The sequence below is a fragment of the Pseudomonas sp. CGJS7 genome (genome assembly GCF_036961695.1).
The window spans coordinates 111,241-130,350 of sequence record NZ_JBAMDI010000007.1 but is presented as its reverse complement, the minus strand read 5'-3'; the positions used below and the strand labels follow the sequence as shown (position 1 = coordinate 130,350).

The following is a 19,110-nucleotide window of genomic DNA, read 5'->3' as shown; positions in this document are numbered from 1 at the left end:
ACCATGGACCTGCTCAACGCCATTCGCTGCTTCATCAAGGTGGTCGAGGCCGGTAGCATCGCTGCTGGTGCCCGTATCCTCGGCCTCAGTCCGGCAGCCGTCAGCCAGAACCTGGCGCGGCTGGAAGGCCACCTGCAAGTACGCCTGCTCAGCCGAACCACACGCAGCATGGCCCTGACGCCCTCTGGCGCCCAGTATTACGAGCGTGTAAAGCATATCGAGCGTGATCTGGCCCTGGCCGAACAGGCAGTGACAACACCCGACAGCGAGCCTCAGGGGCGGCTGTGCATCGCCTCGACCTCTGCCTTTGGGCGCCATGTGCTGGCGGCGTTGATACCTGCTTTCAGTGCCCGCTACCCTTTACTTTCGATAGAGTTGGTAACGACTGATCGTCGGGTCAACCATGCCCGTGAAGACGTTGACGTGAGCCTGCGCATTGCCCCGCAGCTCGAAGACCAGCTGCTGGCCCGGCGCATTGCCCGCATCCCGTTCATTTGTTGTGCCTCACCCGGTTACCTGCAAAGTGCTGGCGTACCTGCCACGCCCGAGGCCTTGCGCGGGCACCGTTGCCTTGTGTTTCGCTATCCGGTGGATGGCCGCTTCTTGCGCTGGGGCTTCATGCGGGACGGCCTGCGCTTCGAAGCGGAATTCGGCAGTGTATTGATCAGCGACGATATCGATGTCCTGACCCAGATGGCCTTGCACGATGGTGGCATCACCCGTCTGGCCGAGTTCATCGTGCGGCCGCACCTGGCGTCGGGGGCCTTGGTGCCGCTGTTCGAATACTGCGACAGCAGCCAGGCATACGCCCAGACCGAGCCCATGGACATCTACCTGTGCCTGGCCGATCGCTTTGCCATGACCACCAAGGTGCGCGCTTTCATGGACTACCTGCGCGAATGCCTGGGCGACAGCTGGCAAGTGCAGGCATGAAAAAAACCGCCACGAGGGCGGTTTTCATGTAACGCACAGGAATCAGAAGCGGTAGGTGAGGGATGCACCGATACCGTGAGCGCTGTTCTCGTACTTGGCCTGGTAGCTGCCTTTCAACAGCCCTTGTTGTTGCGAGCTTGGCAGGTTGTTGACCTTGGTATCCTCTTCCCACAGATACGAATAGGCAACGTCGATGGTCATGTCATCGTTCGGGCTCCAGCCGGCACCAAAGCTGACCGCTTTACGATCGCCAGTCGGAATGCGTGGCGAGCGATCATGGTTGTTGGTGGGCGACTGGTCGACGGAGAAGCCTGCGCGCAGGGTCCACTCCTTGTTCACCTTGTAGGACGCGCCAATGGCGTGGGCCCAGGTGTCGTGCCAGTTCTGCTCTTCGGTGATGGTCTTCAACGGGTAGCCTGCCGGCGCTTCGTTCTCGACGACGATGCTTTCCAGGCGGCTCCAGCGCGTCCAGGTGCTACCCGCATACAGTGTCCAATGGTCATCCAGTTCATGAGTGACCGAGAAGTCCACTGACTCTGGCGTCTTGATCTTCAGGCTGGCGTCGAACCTGCCGTTCAGGCCAAGCTGTGGAATCGGGTAGGAAACGCGGGTGTTGCCTTCAAGCTTGTAGTCGACCATCGAGTGATAGGTCAGGCCCAGACGGGTACGGTCCGTAGCTTGCACCAGAACGCCGATGTTGTAACCAATCGCAGTGTCATCGCCCTTGATCTTGGTCTCGCCGTCAGGGCCATTGGGCCCCAGGAGGGCCTTGCTGCTCAGGTTCGAACCCAGTTCACCCTTGATACGGTTGATAGTCGGGCCAAAACCGATCGACACTTTGTCGTTGAAGGCGTAGCTGACGGTTGGCTGGAAGGTGACAACCTCGACCTTGCTCTTCTTGCCCCAGTAGCGTGCAGCGTCATCGCTACCGTAGTCGGTGATCAGGCCATATGGCACGTAAACGCCGAAGCCAACGCTCCAGTGATCATCAATCGGCTTGACGTAATAGCCCATGGGTACGCCAACGAGAGGCACCATGTCGCCATCGGTTTCCCCCCCGAAGTTGCTGCCTGGGCCCGATATGTCGGTCTTGGCGATGACGGCAGCGCCGCCCACGGTGAATTGTTCGCGCTTGAGGCGGGACATGCCGGCCGGGTTGCCATACACAGTGCTGGCATCGTCGGCAGAAGACGAGCGCCCAGCAAAACCGGTTCCCATGCCGCTGATACTTTGTTCGTTCAGCGCGAACCCGGCGGCGAGCAGTTGGCTGGAAGCAAGCGCAACGGCTACGCCGAGGGAGGTTTTGAGCATTACTTTTTTCATTATTAGAAAACTCCTTGGGTCTCCGGGGCGAAAAGCTACCAACAAATCACGCGCTGCGCTATAGGCTCAATCGCAGGAGTTAGAGCGGTTTTGTAGGACAATCCGACCAAAATTCCATTTTTTCCGGGTTACTTGTAGGACGCGTCTCAAGATGCCTGTGGCAATTTCTGATCTATGCAGGCATGCCAGGCATGGGTGAAGTCGCGCAGACGACCCTGGGGGTTGAAAATCTGTCGCCAGATACGCGCCAGTGCCAGCAGATCGTCCGCCGCAGGCAATGGGGTGGCCTGCTCTTCGATGAGCATCCAGGCAATGGCAGTGGAATAGCGCAGGTTGACGGTGAGCTCCAGGTGCGGGCCACCAAGGAAGGCGTGCTGGCTGGCCAGGCCGCGGACCAGGCTGGCGAGGTCGGGGTCACGGGCCAGGTATTCGTCCCAGAGCGCCTGGTGACGATGTTCGCCGATGCGGTAGAGGCCGTGCCCGCGTCGGTCGTGCAGGGCTGAGCCGAGTGCTGACTGGCTGGCGGCGATACCCAGGAGCAAGGCTTCGGCGCTGGCGCAGTGACGGTTCAGGTAGACCAGGGTGGGTCGGATCACATACTGACACAATTCATTCGCCGCAATACCCATGATGCCCTCGAGCAGGTAAGGGCCGGACGGGCGCTGGAGCTTGGCAGCTGGTGAATGATCAGGCCCGCCGGGAGCGGAAAGCACCGCTCGAGTTGAAGTGTAGTGTGATAATCGTGGTGTAAAGAGCTGTTTTTAAATCGATTGCTGCCTGATGCTCCGGGCTATATGCCCTAAGGCAATTACGCCCAGAGCGTTCAGGCAGTCTTGCGATCGGAGGATTCAGCGCTTGAATACCTCGGTATTCGCCGGTCACGCGGTGAGCGACTGACGCGTCCGGGCGATCACCGCCTGCAGCGGTTCATGGCGGCTGTACTGTTCGTGGTACAGGCGTTCGGTATGGCAGGCAACGCCGTGTTCGTCTACCAAGGTAAAGCTGAAGCTGCCCTTGCGTGGGGCAACGATAAGGCACTTCAACGGCGAGAAGGCCTGGGAGAGGGTGCCAATGGCAGCCTGAATCTGATGATGAGTTTGCATATTGTTGGAGGTTCCTGCTTTAAACACGGGGGTTATGATCCGTGCATGATAGAAACGTTCCAGTGACGCCTTTATTAAGGGACGAACGAACCTGACTGGAACAGGGCAGCCAGAGGGGGCGCAATCAAATGTAGGCGCTTGGGCTGACTGGTAGGTACTTCGGAAGGCAGGCAGCACGCCGGGGCCAAGGTTCTAGGCCGTCGAGGTGGGATCCTGATCAATCTGTCATGTGATTCGTGCTTGCGCAGCGTAAGGCTGGCGAGTGAATCATTGAATGGGCCGGTCCTTGTTTCAGCAGGGACGCTCTTGGGGGGAGCGAGTCTGCAAGGACGCTTGCGGCCAGAATTGACTTTCAGCTTGGTACTAACGAGGGGCACCTTACCGGAAGTGCAGATGTTTGGCAAGCGCTACGTTTGTTCAGGTGAGCCGCGCAGTATGGCGCGAATTTTCGTTGCTGGGAAGAGGGGGTAAATGGCCCGAATGCCGGCCGATGTGCCCTTTTCGTGCACCCAAATGGAGGTTTATGGTGCACTTGTTCACATTCGGGGCAGCGCTTGTAACGGCCTGGTAACACCACCCGGCAGCCTCGCCAATGCCTTGACTGCGTGGTTAAGTCAATGAAAAAAAACACTATTTTTAGCTGGTGAAAAAATCGTCAGTTTGACCAAAGCCCCCAATTCACGGGGGTTTGAGGGGTGTGAGAGGGGGTTGTCCACCGAGTTATCCACAGGAACTGTGGATTGTCCCGAGCACTTGCTCTAGCACGGGCGTGCCAGCAATGGGATGGACTGTCCGACAATTGCCATACTCCAACAGACTGGTTGGTCATCCACCTGAAAACGTCAAGAAAAGATCATGGAATTTTTTTTCAATCCTCCAGAAATCGACAGGTCAGGGCGAAAAAAAAAGAGTAGAGTGGCGCGCCTTTCGAGTTACCAAACCTGTTGCTCATGAAGTTTCGCGGTAAACACCTTTCCAGCCCCGCTGCATCGACACTTGCACCTCCCGCCAAACGCTTTTCCCTGAAAGTGGCCCTGTGGTTGCTCGACAGCCCGCGCCTGGGCGACAACCCTCAGGTCAAGCATCTGGCCGGGCGCTTGTTGAAGCAGCCGGCGCGCCAAGGTGTGGTTGTGGCGCAGAGCCGCCTGGGGCAGATGCTGTGCCGAGATTGTGGCAACGCCCGTGACCGGCGTATAGGCCATGAGCTGCTGCGTCAGGCTGCCCGCGCAGGGGATCGGCGGGCGCAGCTGGAATACGCCCGGCTGTGTCAGCACAACGAGCCGGAGCAGGCGCGCTATTGGCTTGAGCTTGCGGCAGGGCAGGGATCGCAGGAAGCGCGGCGGTTGTTGCGACAGTGGTTTCCTGCCTGAGCTTTTTTGCCTGCGCGGGCCCTTTCGCGAGCAATCACCTATGTGTGTTCACCACCGTGGTAGGAGCGGGTTTACCCGCGAATACGGTGGCGGCTGCGACGGTGAACGGCGGGTGGGGATTGGCCAGCAGGGCCGGCCCTTTCGCGGGTAAACCCGCTCCTACGGCGGCCTGTGTCCAACCCCCGATGCGTGTGTAGGAGCGGGTTTACCCGCGAATACGGTTGCGGCGGCAACGGTGAACGGCGGGTGGAAATTGGCCAGCAGGCCCGGCCCTTTCGCGGGTAAACCCGCTCCTACGGCGGCCTGTGTTCAACCCCCGATGCGTGTGTAGGAGCGGGTTTACCCGCGAATACGGTGGCGGCTGCGACGGTGAACGGCGGGTGGAAATTGGCCAGTAGGGCCGGCCTCTTCGCGGGTGAACCCGCTCCTACGGGCGACCGCGCGGGCTTTTCTTTCAGGCTTGCGCAGCGGGCTTGCCCGCGAAGAGGCGGATGCAGGCAACACACCCATCAGGCTGATAAGCTGCACTCAATTTGCATCAGAGCGTTCGGGGTAAGCATGACAGTGGATCTGGCCAGCATTCTGCTGGGCTTGGTGGCAGGCGCAATACCCTGCCTGGTGTGGGTCATGCAGGTGCAGCGCCGCCAAGGCGCCCGGCAAGCTGAGCAGGCCTTGCTCGAAGAACGCCTCAATGCAGCCCAGCTGGCCCAGGCCGGCCTGCAGGCGCAACTGGACGCCAGTCGCGACGAGGTCAGCGACCTCAGTGAGGCCAACGCCGTCAAGCAGGCCCAGTTGGCCGCCCAAAGCCGTGAGCTGGAGCTGCTGCAGATCGATCGCGACAACGCCCGTGACGCCGCCCACGCCTGGAGCCTTGAGCGCGCCAATCGCGAAGCCGAACTGCGTCGCCTGGAGGCGCAAACCGCGCGCCTGGACGCAGAACTGCGCGAACAGCAGGAAAGCCACCAGCAACGCCTGGAAGACCTGCAGGAGGCCCGTGACACCTTGCGCGCCCAGTTCGCCGACATGGCCACCAAGATCTTCGACGAACGCGAGCAGCGCTTCGCCCAGACCAGCCAGCAGCACCTTGGCCAGTTGCTCGACCCGCTCAAGGAGCGCATCCAGGCCTTCGAAAAACGCGTGGAGGAAAGCTACCAGCAAGAGGCCCGCGAGCGCTTCTCGCTGGGCAAGGAGCTGGAGCGCCTGCAACAGCTCAACCTGCGCCTGTCCGACGAAGCCACCAACCTTACCCAGGCCTTGAAGGGCCAGAAAACCCAAGGCAACTGGGGTGAGCTTATCCTCGAACGTGTGCTGGAACATGCCGGCCTGGAAAAGGGCCGCGAATACCAGACCCAGGTCAGCCTGAAAAGCGCCGACGGCGAGCGTTTCCAGCCGGATGTGCTGATCATGCTGCCCGGCGACAAGCAGGTGGTGGTGGACGCCAAGGTCAGCCTCACGGCGTACCAGCAGTTCGTTGCCGGCAACGACGAAGCTGCGCTCAAGCAGCATGTGCAGTCGCTGCGCAGCCACGTCAAAGGCCTGTCGAGCAAGGACTACAGCCGCCTCGAAGGCCTGCACAGCCTGGATTTCGTGTTGTTGTTCGTGCCCATCGAGGCGGCCTTTTCGGCGGCCCTGCAGGCCGAGCCGAACCTGTTCCAGGAGGCTTTCGACCGGCAGATCGTGATTGTCAGCCCTACCACGTTGCTGGCCACCTTGCGGGTTATCGACAGCCTGTGGAAGCAGGAGCGTCAAGGGCAGAACGCCCGCGAAATTGCCGAGCGGGCCGGCTGGCTCTACGACAAGTTCGTGCTGTTCATCCAGGACCTGGACGAACTGGGCAGCCGCTTGCAGCAGGTGGACAAGGCTTATGCGGCAGCGCGCAACAAGCTGTGCGAAGGGCGTGGCAACCTGGTCAGCCGCAGCGAGCAGCTTAAGCTGCTGGGCGCCCGTGCCAGCAAGAGCTTGCCGGCAGACCTGCTGGAGCGGGCGCTGTCCGATGAGGCGCTGCCCGAGGTAGCGGTTACTGAGCCAGGCTCAGATGGCGATTGAGCAGGGCGCGCAAGGCCGCAGGCTTGACCGGTTTGGCCAGGTAGTCCAGCCCTGATGCATGTACCAGGGCGATGGTTTCCTTGCTGCCGTCGGCGCTGATCACTACACCGGGTACCGGCTCACCCAGCCGTGCTCGAAGCCAGCCCATCAGCCCGGTACCGGTCTCGCCGTCGTCCAGGTGGTAGTCCACCAATGCCAGGTGCGGGCGCATGCCTCTGGCCAGCAGGGCTTCGCATTCGGCCTGGTTGCGCGCGGTCCATACCTGGCAACCCCAGCGGCTCAGCAGGCTGTTCATGCCGATCAGGATGCTGTCTTCGTTGTCCACGCAAAGCACTTGCAGCCCCGCCAGTGGCTGGCCGCCCTGTTGTTCTACAGGCGCGCTTTGTGCCGCGGTGGCCTGGTGCGCAATCGGTACGCTGACGCGGAATACCGTGCCCTTGCCCGGCCATGAGCGCACCTCCAGCGGATGCCCCAGCACCCGGCACAGACCGTCTGCGATGGCCAGGCCCAGGCCTAGCCCCTTCTCGGCGCGGGTCTGGTGGCTGTCCAGGCGCTTGAACTCCTGAAAGATCACTTGCAGCTTGTCGTCAGCAATGCCCGGGCCACGGTCCCAGACCTCCAGCCACAGGCGCTCGCCCTGTCGGCGCGCGCCCAGCAGGATCGGGCTCTTGCCGTAGCGCAGGGCATTGGTGAGGAAGTTCTGCAGCACCCGGCGTAGCAGTTTCATGTCGCTGTCCACCCTCAGGCGGCTGCCGCGCAGGCGGAACTCCAGGCCCTTCTCGGCCGCCAGCAACTTGAACTCGGCGCCCAGGGTATCGAACAGTTCGTTGAGGGCGAAGGGTTTGGCATCCGGGGTGATCTTGCCGTTTTCCAGGCGCGAGATGTCCAGCAGGTCGCTGATCAGCTCTTCAGCCGAGCGCAGCGAGCTGTCCATGTGCTGTACCAATTGCTGGGCCTCTTCGTTCATGCCCTCGGCCTGTTGCGACAAGGCGGCAGAGAAAAGCCGTGCGGCGTTCAACGGTTGCATCAGGTCATGGCTGACGGCGGCCAGGAAGCGGGTCTTGGAGTTGCTCACCGCTTCGGCCTGGCTCTTGGCTTCGGACAGCGCCTGGTTCAACTGCGACAGTTCGTGGGTGCGCTCCGCCACGCGTTGCTCAAGGCGTTCGTTGGCATCGCGCAGGGCCTGCTCGGCCTCGCGGAACGGGGTGATGTCGGTGAAGCTCATGACAAAGCCACCGCCCGGCATCGGGTTGCCGATCAGCTCGATCACCCGGCCATTGGGGAACAGCCGCTCGGAGGAGTGCGCGCGGCCTTGACGCATCCAGTGCAGCCGCCGCGCCACATGCACCTGTGCCTCGCCGGGGCCGCACAGGCCGCGCTCGGCGTTGTAGCGGATGATGTCGGCAATCGGCCGCCCTACGCTGATCAGCCCGTCCGGGTAGTTGAACAGTTCAAGGTAGCGGCGGTTCCAGGCCACCAGGTGCAGGTTCTGGTCGACCACGCTGATGCCTTGGTTGATGTTCTCGATGGCGCCTTGCAGCAGGGCGCGGTTGAACTGCAGCACCTCACTGGCTTCGTCAGCGATGCGCACCACGTCTTCCAGTTGCATGTCGCGGCCTTCGATGGCCGCCTTGACCACCGCGCGGGTCGACGAGGTACCGAGCACCCCGGCCAGCAGGCGCTCGGTGTGCTCGATCCAGTCGCCATCGGCGTTCTGGTTAGGGTTGAAGCCCTTGCCCTGGCGGTAGGCAAAGCGGATGAAGCTCTGCCGTGCGCGCTCTTCCCCGACAAAGCGCGAGGCCAGGGTCAACAGGTCGTCGATCTGCACCGCCAGCAGCGGCTTGCTGCTGGGCCGCGCGCTGGTCTGCTGGCCAATGAACCGGCCGGCCTGCCAGTGCTCGGAAACCCGTGTGCGCGACAGCACCGAGACCCAGGCGAACAGGGTGAAGTTGCCCGCCAGTGACAGCACCACACCTTGGGTCAGTGGACTGATCGGCAGGTTCAGCGGGTTGCCGTGCAGCCACGCCAGGCCAGGGAACAACTGCAACGACCAGCCCAGGCTGTGCGCGGCAATCGGCAGCACCAAGGTGTAGAACCACAGGAAAATGCCAGCGGCCAGGCCGGCGAACACACCGCGACGGTTGGCCTGCTTCCAGTACAGCGCGCCAAGCATGGCCGGGGTGAGCTGGGTCACAGCGGCAAAGGCGATCTGGCCGATGGTCGCCAGGCTGGCGGTGGAACCCAGCAGGCGGTAGCTGACATAGGCCAGCAGCAGGATCACCACGATGGTTACCCGGCGTACCGAAAGCATCCAGTGGCGGAACGCTTCGAAAGGCCGCTCGGCGTTATTGCGGCGCAGCAGCCAGGGCAGCAGCATGTCGTTGGACACCATGGTCGACAGCGCCACGGCCTCGACGATCACCATGCCGGTGGCCGCCGAGGCACCGCCGATGAACGCCAGCAGGGCAAGGCTCGGGTGCGCCTCGGCCAGGGGCAGGCTGATGACGAACGAGTCGGAGATCACCGTGCCGGGCAGCAGCATCTGCCCGGCCAGGGCAATCGGCACCACGAACAGCGCGGCCAGTGCCAGGTACATCGGGAATACCCAGCGCGCCAGGCGCAAGTCCTGCGGTTCGATGTTCTCCACCACGGTAACGTGGAACTGCCGGGGCAGGCAGATGATTGCCATCATCGCCACGGCGGTTTGCACCACCATGGAAGGCCAATTGATGGTTTCTTTCCAATAGTCCTGCAAGTGGATCGACTGGCGGGCCTGGCTGAACAGGTCGTCGAAACCGTCATACAGGTTGAAAACGATGAAGATGCCCACGGCAAGGAACGCCAGCAACTTGATCAGCGATTCGAAGGCAATTGCCAGGACCATGCCGCGGTGGTGCTCGGTCACATCCAGGCTGCGGGTACCGAAGACGATGGCGAACAGCGCCAGTACCAGCGATATCACCAGCGCGGTGTCCTGCACGCGGGTGCCGGTGGCGTCGGCGTTGGCGCCGATCAGCAGGTTCACGCCCAGTACGATGCCCTTGAGCTGCAAGGCGATGTACGGCAGCACGCCGACCAGGCAGATCAGTGCCACCACCACTGCCAGGGTCTGCGACTTGCCGTAGCGCGCGGCAATGAAGTCGGCGATCGAGGTGATGTTCTGCTGCTTGCTGATCAGCACCATCTTCTGCAGCACCCAAGGGGCGAAGATCAGCAGCAGTACCGGGCCCAGGTAGATGGGCAGGAACGCCCAAAGCTGTTCGGCGGCCTGGCCGACCGCGCCGAAGAAGGTCCAGCTGGTGCAGTACACGGCCAGCGACAGGCTGTACACCCAGGCACGCAGCTTTGGCGGCAATGGCGTGCTGCGGCGGTCGCCATAGAAGGCGATGGCGAACATGATGGCCATATAGGCCAGGGCGACCACGGCGATCAGCCCGCTGGACAACGACATGAAGACTCCGAAGCAAAAAGGTAACGCGGTCCCGATCAATCAGTCTGGCACGCAAGTGCCGCTTCGTCAGCGCAGACGATGGTTGTAGGAGCGGGTTCACCCGCGAATGGGCCGGAACAGGCAACATCAACCCCTGCGGGTGCCCAACCAATAGAACACCCCTGCCAGTATCACCGACAACACCAGCAGGTAGAAGACTGCCCCTGGCCACAGGTGTACCAGTGCAAACCCCACCATCACCGGCCCCAGCGCCGCCCCCAGGTTGGACAGGTTCTGCGCGCCGTAATACACCCCGCGCAAGTGCTCCGGTGCGATCAGGTCGATAAACATGTACTCGGCCGGGATCACGATGATTTCGCCCAGCGTGAACACCAGCATCGCCAGGCACCAGGCCAGTACCGAGCCCGCCAGCGCAAAACCCAGCAAGCCGGCGATGAACAGGCCCATGCCGGCCAACAGCCACGGCATCAGGCGCTGGCGGCTGATACGCCGGCCAATCAGGTACTGCAAGGCAATGACCGTCACGGCGTTGGTGGTGACCAGATAGCCGATCAGCCGTGCCGCTTCGGCCGGGTTGCTGGTGACCACCAGGTACTGGGACAGGTAGGCGGTGAACTGGCCGAACACCACCGCGCTCAGCACCCCACCCACGGTAAAGCACACCAGCCGACGATCCCGCGCCAGCCCCAGCGCCACTTGGCCGAAGCCGGCCGCAGGCTTGTCCGGCGCGCTGGCCTGCAGGCTGCGATCACCCAGGCGCCAATAAGCCAGGCACATGGCCAGGCCAAGCAGGGCAGAGGCGAGGAACGGCACATGGTCGTTCAGTTCAAGCATGGCCACGCCCAGCAACGGGCCGGCGGCGTAGCCGACGTTGCTGAGGGTGTACTTGATGGCGAACACCTCGGCCCGCTCATCCACCGGCAGTAACGCGCAGAAGCCTGCCTTGGCGGCGATATCGACCACTGCCAGGGCCAGGTTGATCAACACCAGACAGAAGAAGAACGGCAGTGCCGAACGGCTGGCGACCGCGCCGACGAAGGCCAGGGCGAACAGCAGGGTACTGGCGCTGACCAGCGTGTGGTTGCTCAAGGTGTCGACCAGATGACCACCGTAGAGACTCAACAGGGAGGCAACGATCAGCGCGCCACCGATCAGCAGGCCGATCTGGCTGATCGGCAGCTGGAAATTGTCGGCCAGGTAAACCACCAGGTAGGGCAGGGTGAGGGCGCGGGCGACGGTAAGCGTGAAGGTGGTGGTGAGCAGCAGGCGAACGGTGTGCGGATAGCGTTTTATGGCGGCGAGCATTGCCACGTCCTTGTTGTGCGGGTTTGCCGAGCACAAGCATAAGCCACATGCGGTCCTCCCGACACAAGGCCGTTTCGCCTACCAAAGGGCGACCGGCGGAGGATTGACAGCCCGCCAGGCTCAGGGAATACTCTCGAGAAATTCATATATATGTTTATATAACAAGACGAGAGCGAGACCCATGCACCCATTGACCGGTGATGCTCGACTGCCCCGCTACCAACAACTGCGCGATCACATGGTCGCGCAAATTGCCAACAACCGCTGGCGCCCGGGGGAAGCGATCCCCACCGAGGCAGCCTTGGCCACCGAATTCGACCTGTCGATCGGTACCGTGCGTAAAGCCGTCGATGTCCTGGTGGCCGAAGGCGTGCTGGAGCGCCAGCAGGGCCGCGGCACCTTCATTCGCCGCCCACAGTTCCAGTCGTCGCTGTTCCGCTTCTTCCGTTTCGAGGCCGCCAATGGCGAGCGCATAGTGCCGGAAAGCCGCATTCTCTCCATCGAGTCGCTGCCGGCGCCTTCCGCGGTGGCCGAGGCATTGGGCCTGGCAGGGGAGGCAGAAGTGATCCGCATCATTCGCACACGTCTGCTCGGCGCCCAGCCGGTGCTGGCCGAAGAAATCTGGCTGCCGCGCCAAACCTTCCAGCCGCTGCTGGACGTGGATCTGAACAGCGAGGGCCCGCTGCTGTACCCGATCTACGAAGCGCTGTGCGGTCAGGTGGTCGCCTACGCCGAAGAAACCCTGACCGCCGAAGCGGTCGACGCGGTGCATGGCCGCTTGCTGCAACTGCCGGCCGACAGCCCGGTGGTCGTGATCGAGCGCCTGGCCCGCGACTACGCCGGCAAACCTCTGGAATGGCGCCGCTCGCGCGGCCATGCGCAGCACTTCCGCTACCGCATCGACATTCGTTAAACCGGTCGCTTCACCCCTTTACCTGTCTGCGCCGTGCTACCACGGCGCAGTGGCTTCGCCTGCCCGTCACACCCACGACTAGAAGGATAACAATCATGTTCAGCTGGTATCGCGAGATCACCTCACGGGAACGCAAGACATTCTGGGCCTGTTTCGGCGGCTGGTCGCTCGATGCGCTGGAAGTGCAGATGTTCGGCCTGGCCATCCCCGCGTTGATTGCCGCGTTCTCCCTGACCAAGGGCGATGCCGGCCTGATCAGTGGCCTGACCCTGGTGACCTCGGCAATCGGCGGCTGGCTGGGTGGCACACTGTCCGACCGCTATGGTCGCGTCCGTACCCTGCAATGGATGATTCTCTGGTTTTCGTTCTTCACCTTCCTTTCGGCGTTCGTCACCGGCTTCTACCCGTTGCTGTTCGTCAAGGCCATGCAAGGCTTTGGCATCGGTGGCGAATGGGCAGCCGGCGCTGTGCTGATGGCCGAAACTATCAACCCCAGGTATCGCGGCAAGGTCATGGGCACGGTGCAGAGTGCCTGGGCTGTGGGGTGGGGCCTGGCGGTGGCATTGTTTACGCTGATCTACTCGCTGGTGCCGCAGGAGTTTGCCTGGCGGGTGATGTTCTTCGTCGGTCTGCTGCCGTCGCTGCTGATCATCTGGGTACGCCGCAACGTGCCTGAGCCGGACAGCTTCCAGCGCCTGCAGAAAGAAAAGGCCATCCCTTCCAGCTTCTTGCAGTCGATGGCTGGCATCTTCCGCCCGGAACTGCTGCGTGTGACCCTGCTGGGCGGCTTGCTCGGCCTGGGTGCCCACGGTGGCTACCACGCGGTGATGACCTGGTTGCCGACCTTCCTCAAGACAGAGCGCAACCTTTCGGTGCTGAACTCGGGCGGTTACCTGGCGGTGATCATCCTGGCCTTCTGGTGCGGCTGCGTGGTCAGCGGCCTGCTGATCGACCGTATTGGCAGGCGCAAGAACATCCTGCTGTTCGCCCTGTGCTGTGTACTGACCGTGCAGGCCTACGTGTTCTTCCCGCTGACCAATACCCAGATGCTGTTCCTCGGCTTCCCGCTGGGCTTTTTCGCCGCCGGCATCCCGGCCAGCCTGGGTGCGTTTTTCAATGAACTGTACCCGGCTGACGTGCGCGGCGCCGGGGTGGGCTTTTGCTACAACTTCGGTCGCGTGCTGTCGGCCGTGTTCCCGTTCCTGGTCGGGCACATGAGCGAGTCGATGTCGCTGGGCAGTGCCATCGGCATCGATGCCGGCATCGCGTATGGCGTTGCGGTGATCGCAGCCCTGTGCCTGCCCGAAACCCGTGGCCGCAACCTTGAATCTGCACCTGCGCCGGAAACGGCCGGTGCCGTCGCCAAGTAACCTGAACCTGTTTGTATGAGAACCATGCCCGACGCACCCGCTTTGCACCTGACTGCCATCGACAGCCACGCCCACGTGTTCAGCCGTGGGCTGAACCTGGCCACCCAGCGGCGTTATGCGCCCAGCTACGATGCCCCGCTGGGCGACTACCTGGGCCAACTGCGGGCCCATGGTTTCAGCCATGGCGTACTGGTCCAGCCCAGCTTCCTGGGTACCGACAACCGCTACCTGCTCAGCGCCTTGCAGACCGTGCCAGGGCAACTGCGCGGGGTGGTGATGCTGGAGCGGGAGGTCGAGCGGGCGACCTTGGCGGAAATGGCCCGGTTGGGAGTCAGGGGGGTACGCCTCAACCTCATGGGGCAAGACCTGCCTGACCTGACCGGCGCGCAGTGGCGGCCCCTGCTGGAGCGCATCGGCGAGCAGGGTTGGCACGTGGAACTGCACCGTCAGGTGGCGGACATTCCAGTGCTGGTGCGGGCATTGCAGCCCTATGGGCTGGACATCGTGATTGACCATTTCGGCCGGCCAGATGCCCGCCTTGGCCTGGGCCAGCCGGGGTTTGCCGAACTGCTGACCCTGAGCGGTCGGGGCAAGGTGTGGGTGAAGGTGTCCGGCATCTACAGGCTGCAGGGCTCGCCGGAGGAGAACCTGGCATTCGCCCGTCAGGCGCTGTGCGCGCTGGAAGCCCATTACGGCGCAGAGCGGTTGATGTGGGGCAGTGACTGGCCGCATACCCAGCATGAGTCGGAGGTCAGTTTCGGCAGCGCTGTCGAACAGTTCGAGGCCTTGGGTTGTTCAGCGCAGTTGCGCCAGGCACTGTTGCTGGATACCGCGCGGGCGTTGTTTGGCTTCGAGTGACCTAGCGCCAGTGCTGCAACTGCCAGCAGGTCCTTGAACGCAAGCTTGCGTGGTCATGCTGGGCCGGTGCTTGCCAGCCAGCGCATTTCCCATGCAGATTTGTGGCCCGGCGCGCTTGGCGAGCCTCCAATTGAAAAGCCCTCAGGACCAAGGACGATGAGTCACTCTTCGCAATTCACCTTGCTCGGCAAGCGGCGTTTCCTGCCGTTCTTCATCACTCAGTCGCTGGGTGCCTTCAACGACAACCTGTTCAAGCAGTCGCTGATCCTGGCGATTTTGTTCAAGCTCAGCCTGGGCGATGGTGACCGATCGATCTGGGTCAACTTGTGTGCCTTGCTGTTCATCCTGCCGTTTTTCCTGTTTTCGGCGCTGGGCGGGCAGTTTGGCGAGAAGTTCGCCAAGGATGCGCTGATCCGGGCAATCAAACTGGCCGAAATCGTGATCATGGCGATTGGTGCGCTGGGCTTTGTCACCAACCATCTGTGGCTGATGCTGGTGGCGCTGTTCGGTATGGGGACCCACTCGGCGCTGTTCGGCCCGGTGAAGTATTCGATCCTGCCGCAGGCCCTGCGCGAGGAAGAGCTGGTGGGCGGTAACGGGCTGGTGGAAACCGGCACCTTCCTCGCCATCCTCGCCGGCACCATCGGCGCGGGCATGATGATGTCGGCCGACAGCTACGCAACGGTGATAGCCGGTGGCGTGGTCGGCACGGCGGTACTCGGCTACCTCGCCAGCCGCTGGATCCCTCGGGCGGCTGCCGCCTCGCCGCAAATGCCGCTGGACTGGAACATCTTCAAGCAGTCGTGGGTGATCTTGCGCATGGGCCTGGGCCAGCCGCCGGCGGTGTCGCGTTCGATCGTCGGCAACTCGTGGTTCTGGTTTGTCGGCGCCATCTACCTCACGCAGATTCCGGCCTATGCCAAGGATTGGCTGCACGGTGATGGCACGGTAGTGACCCTGGTGCTGACCCTGTTCTCGGTGGGCATTGCCCTGGGCTCGCTGCTGTGTGAGCGGCTCAGTGGACGCAAGGTGGAAATCGGCCTGGTGCCGTTCGGCTCGTTCGGCCTGACCCTGTTCGGCCTGCTGTGGTGGTGGCACTCCGGTGATGTACCGGCTGCAGCAGCGCCGCACGACTGGCTGGCACTGCTGGGCATGAGCCAGGCCTGGTGGATCTTGCTGTCGATCATTGGCCTGGGTGTGTTCGGCGGCTTCTACATCGTGCCGCTGTATGCGTTGATCCAGGCCCGCACGGCCGAGGACGAGCGCGCCAGGGTGATCGCGGCCAACAACATCCTCAATGCCTTGTTCATGGTGGTGTCGGCGGTGCTCACCATCATCCTGCTAGGCGTGGCCAAGCTGAGCATCCCGCAGCTTTTCCTGGTGGTGTCGCTGCTCAATATCGCGGTCAACACCTATATCTTCAGGATCGTGCCTGAGTTCACCATGCGTTTCCTGATCTGGCTGCTCAGCCATTCGATGTACCGCGTGCAGCACCGAGACCTTGAGCGCATCCCCGACGAAGGTGCAGCGTTGCTGGTGTGCAACCACGTATCGTTCGTCGATGCGTTGCTGCTGGGCGGGGCCATACGCCGGCCGATCCGCTTTGTCATGTACTACAAGATCTACAACCTGCCGGTGCTCAACTTCGTGTTTCGCACTGCCGGTGCCATCCCGATTGCCGGGCGTAACGAAGACCAGGCGACGTACGAGCGGGCCTTCGCGCGCATTGCCGAATACCTGGCGGATGGTGAACTGGTGTGCATCTTCCCGGAAGGCAAGCTGACGGGCGATGGCGAAATCGATGTCTTCAAGGGTGGGGTCAGCCGCATTCTCGAAGAAACGCCGGTACCGGTGATTCCGCTGGCCTTGCAGGGGTTGTGGGGTAGCTTCTTCAGCCGTGACCCGGCCAAGGGCTTCTTCAAGCGCCTGTGGTCGCGGGTGACCATCGTGGCAGGCGCCGCCATCCCGGTGGAGGCGGCGCAGCCCGAGGTGTTGCGCGAACAGGTCAGCCGCCTGCGCGGCCCTCTGCGATAGGGGTTAGCTGGCGCTGACTTTCAGGCCGACAAGGCCGCAGACGATCAGCGCCACACTGACCAGCCGCACCAGGGCCATGGACTCGCCGAACAGAATGATCCCGGCGATGACCGTACCGACTGCGCCTACGCCGGTCCAGATGGCATAGGCGGTGCCCAGCGGCAACTCCTTCATGGCCAGGCCCAGCAGGCCCAGGCTGATGACCATGGCGCCGACGGTAAGGACAGTGGGTAGCGGTCGAGTGAAACCGTCGGTGTATTTGAGGCCGACGGCCCAGCCAACCTCGAACAGGCCGGCGAAAAACAGGATGATCCAGGACATGAGTGTGTCTCCATCGTTTGAATGATGGGGCCGTCCCCGGAGTGGTCACGCGGTGCGTCGTGAGGTCGTCCTCACAGTGGGCACCATGGTGCCTGTCTGCGGCCTTCCGGGCAAGTCAACGCCTGCTGGCCAATTTCCACCCGTCGTTCACCGTTGCCGCCGCTACCGTATTCGCGGGTAAACCCGCTCCTACACCTGATCGGGGGGGCACACATTGGTGATTGGGCGCAGGGCGTCGTAGGCGCGGGTTTACCCGCGAAGAGGCCGGTGCTGGCAGAAACGCTTCAAGCCAGCACCGCAACTCATACCCGTCAGACCCCTTGCGGGATCTCTTCCCCACCCAGCGCCTCGAACAGCACCGGCAGGAATTCGGCAAAGGTCATCATCATCAACTGGAAGCTGGCATCGAACTGCTGCGCAGCCTCATCGCCACCGTCCTGCTCGGCCTGCTCCTGCAGCAGTTCTTCGAACTTCAGGCGCTTGATGACCATCTTGTCGTCGAGGATGAACGACAGCTTGTCTTGCCAGGCCAGGGCCAGCTGGGTCACCACTTTGCCGGTGCTCAGGTGCAGCTGGATCTCTTCGCCAGTCAGGTCCTGGCGCTTGCAGCGTACGATACCGCCATCTTCGGCGGTGTCGCGCAGCTCGCACTCGTCCAGCACATAGAAGCCTTCGGCGGCTTGCTGCGACTTGACCCAGTCGGTCATGGTGGCCACTGGCGCAATCTTCACCGTGGCCGGGCGCACGGGCAGCGAGCCCATCACTTCACGCAGGGTCGACAGCAGGTCTTCGGCGCGCTTGGCGCTGGCCGAGTTGACCAGGATCACGCCCAGGCGCGGGGCAATGGCAGCGAAGATCATCGAGCGGCGGATGAACGCACGCGGCAGGAACGCCTGGATGATTTCGTCCTTGATCTGGTCGCGTTCCTTTTTATAGACCTTGCGCATTTGCTCGGTCTCGATCTCTTCGACCTTTTCCTTGACCGCGTCGTTGACCACGCTGCTCGGCAGGATGCGTTCTTCCTTGCGCGCGGCAATCAGCAGGTACTCGCCGCTGACATGCACCAGGGGAGCGTCTTCGCCTTTGCCGAACGGCGCGACGAAACCATAAGTGGTCAGCTCCTGGCTGGCGCAGGGGCGGGCCGGCTTGCTGGCCAGGGCGGCTTCCAGCGCTTCAGGCTCGAACGGAACTTCCTGGGTCAGGCGGTAGGTCAGCAGGTTCTTGAACCACATGAGGGGCAATCTCTCCTTAATGCATAAGGCGGGCATTATTCTCCGAGCGGTGAATTGAGGCCAGCCCTGTCAGAGGGCCAGCAGTGGCTTATGCATGAAAGAATCGCCCGACAACGCTAGGTCTTTGAAAGGCCTGAGGTTTTTTTTGCAAAAAGTTTAAAAAGTGCTTGCCAGGGTGTGGGGCGCTCCGTAGAATGCGCGCCACACCGAGACGAAGGGTGATTAGCTCAGCCGGGAGAGCATCTGCCTTACAAGCAGAGGGTCGGCGGTTCGATCCCGTCATCACCCACCACTCGATGTATAGCGCAGCGGTAGTTCAGTCGGTTAGAATACCGGCCTGTCACGCCGGGGGTCGCGGGTTCGAGTCCCGTCCGCTGCGCCATATTCCACTTCCAGGGCCCACTGAACACCCGGAAGTAACAAAGAAAGCGACCTTAGGGTCGCTTTTTTTGTGCCTGATTTTTGGTGTTTGACCGAAGTGTGAAAAAACTTCGATAAGTGCTTGCCAGAGCGCCAAGTCGCCCGTAGAATGCGCGCCACACCGAGAGACATGGGTGATTAGCTCAGCCGGGAGAGCATCTGCCTTACAAGCAGAGGGTCGGCGGTTCGATCCCGTCATCACCCACCACTCGATGTATAGCGCAGCGGTAGTTCAGTCGGTTAGAATACCGGCCTGTCACGCCGGGGGTCGCGGGTTCGAGTCCCGTCCGCTGCGCCATATTCCACTTCCAGGGCCCACTGAACACCCGGAAGTAAAAAAGAAAGCGACCTTAGGGTCGCTTTTTTTATTTCTGCATCATGCGATCGTCTCCGCCCCTCTGCAACAAGGGGCTAGCTGCGCCACTCTTCTT

14 protein-coding genes and 4 tRNA genes are annotated in these 19,110 nt (G+C 62.3%); 11 read left to right on the top strand and 7 right to left on the bottom strand.

Annotation, left to right across the window (positions count from 1 at the left end):
• Positions 1-3: 3 nt before the first annotated feature.
• Entirely contained in the window at positions 4-933 is a 930-nt protein-coding gene (locus tag V7787_RS06980) for a LysR family transcriptional regulator (protein ID WP_064491166.1), read from the top strand.
• Between the two features lie 42 nt (positions 934-975).
• On the opposite strand, the gene V7787_RS06975 is transcribed toward V7787_RS06980, so the two are convergent.
• From V7787_RS06975 to V7787_RS06965, 3 genes are all read right to left on the bottom strand, one after another.
• Positions 976-2,256 carry an OmpP1/FadL family transporter gene (locus V7787_RS06975; protein WP_014592083.1) on the bottom strand — a complete coding sequence of 427 codons (1,281 nt, stop codon included), beginning with the start codon at positions 2,254-2,256 and terminating at the stop codon, positions 976-978.
• A 146-nt stretch (positions 2,257-2,402) separates the two neighbouring features.
• Positions 2,403-2,885: a hypothetical protein gene (locus V7787_RS06970; RefSeq protein ID WP_003252489.1), complete on the bottom strand. Its 483-nt coding sequence runs from the start codon at positions 2,883-2,885 to the stop codon at positions 2,403-2,405.
• A gap of 249 nt (positions 2,886-3,134) precedes the next feature.
• Complete coding sequence (locus tag V7787_RS06965) at positions 3,135-3,359, bottom strand: hypothetical protein (RefSeq protein ID WP_010952743.1); 225 nt, start codon at positions 3,357-3,359, stop codon at positions 3,135-3,137.
• 950 nt (positions 3,360-4,309) lie between these two features.
• Between V7787_RS06965 and V7787_RS06960 the strand changes: the two genes are divergently transcribed.
• The gene (locus tag V7787_RS06960) at positions 4,310-4,729 is read left to right on the top strand and encodes a tetratricopeptide repeat protein (RefSeq protein ID WP_336086828.1); all 420 of its coding nucleotides are present in this window, start codon (positions 4,310-4,312) and stop codon (positions 4,727-4,729) included.
• Between the two features lie 672 nt (positions 4,730-5,401).
• Positions 5,402-6,775 carry a DNA recombination protein RmuC gene (gene rmuC, locus V7787_RS06955; RefSeq protein WP_162497237.1) on the top strand — a complete coding sequence of 458 codons (1,374 nt, stop codon included), beginning with the start codon at positions 5,402-5,404 and terminating at the stop codon, positions 6,773-6,775.
• On the opposite strand, the gene V7787_RS06950 is transcribed toward rmuC, so the two are convergent.
• The gene (locus tag V7787_RS06950) at positions 6,747-10,226 is read right to left on the bottom strand and encodes a hybrid sensor histidine kinase/response regulator (protein ID WP_198747594.1); all 3,480 of its coding nucleotides are present in this window, start codon (positions 10,224-10,226) and stop codon (positions 6,747-6,749) included. The two genes, rmuC and V7787_RS06950, sit on opposite strands and share 29 nt — an antisense overlap.
• 126 nt (positions 10,227-10,352) lie before the next feature.
• Entirely contained in the window at positions 10,353-11,531 is a 1,179-nt protein-coding gene (locus tag V7787_RS06945; RefSeq protein WP_010952748.1) for an MFS transporter, read from the bottom strand.
• Positions 11,532-11,712: 181 nt separating this feature from the next.
• Between V7787_RS06945 and V7787_RS06940 the strand changes: the two genes are divergently transcribed.
• From V7787_RS06940 to V7787_RS06925, 4 genes are all read left to right on the top strand, one after another.
• Positions 11,713-12,444 carry a GntR family transcriptional regulator gene (locus V7787_RS06940; protein ID WP_020189988.1) on the top strand — a complete coding sequence of 244 codons (732 nt, stop codon included), beginning with the start codon at positions 11,713-11,715 and terminating at the stop codon, positions 12,442-12,444.
• A 95-nt stretch (positions 12,445-12,539) separates the two neighbouring features.
• Positions 12,540-13,814 (top strand): MFS transporter, encoded by a 1,275-nt coding sequence (locus tag V7787_RS06935; protein ID WP_014754228.1) that lies wholly within the window; start codon positions 12,540-12,542, stop codon positions 13,812-13,814.
• 24 nt (positions 13,815-13,838) lie between these two features.
• Complete coding sequence (locus tag V7787_RS06930; protein ID WP_336086821.1) at positions 13,839-14,672, top strand: amidohydrolase family protein; 834 nt, start codon at positions 13,839-13,841, stop codon at positions 14,670-14,672.
• A 156-nt stretch (positions 14,673-14,828) separates the two neighbouring features.
• Positions 14,829-16,706: an MFS transporter gene (locus V7787_RS06925; protein ID WP_336086819.1), complete on the top strand. Its 1,878-nt coding sequence runs from the start codon at positions 14,829-14,831 to the stop codon at positions 16,704-16,706.
• 3 nt (positions 16,707-16,709) lie between these two features.
• Here the strand turns inward: V7787_RS06925 and sugE are convergent, their stop codons facing one another.
• Both sugE and rdgC read right to left on the bottom strand, forming a co-directional pair.
• Complete coding sequence (sugE, locus tag V7787_RS06920; protein WP_010952753.1) at positions 16,710-17,027, bottom strand: quaternary ammonium compound efflux SMR transporter SugE; 318 nt, start codon at positions 17,025-17,027, stop codon at positions 16,710-16,712.
• A gap of 311 nt (positions 17,028-17,338) precedes the next feature.
• Entirely contained in the window at positions 17,339-18,259 is a 921-nt protein-coding gene (gene rdgC / locus V7787_RS06915) for a recombination-associated protein RdgC (RefSeq protein WP_003252510.1), read from the bottom strand.
• A 216-nt stretch (positions 18,260-18,475) separates the two neighbouring features.
• Between rdgC and V7787_RS06910 the strand changes: the two genes are divergently transcribed.
• From V7787_RS06910 to V7787_RS06895, 4 genes are all read left to right on the top strand, one after another.
• Positions 18,476-18,551: transfer RNA gene (locus tag V7787_RS06910), tRNA-Val, on the top strand.
• Between the two features lie 13 nt (positions 18,552-18,564).
• Positions 18,565-18,641, top strand: a tRNA-Asp gene (locus V7787_RS06905).
• Between the two features lie 170 nt (positions 18,642-18,811).
• Positions 18,812-18,887, top strand: a tRNA-Val gene (locus V7787_RS06900).
• Between the two features lie 13 nt (positions 18,888-18,900).
• Positions 18,901-18,977, top strand: a tRNA-Asp gene (locus tag V7787_RS06895).
• The last annotated feature ends 133 nt before the right edge of the window (positions 18,978-19,110 follow it).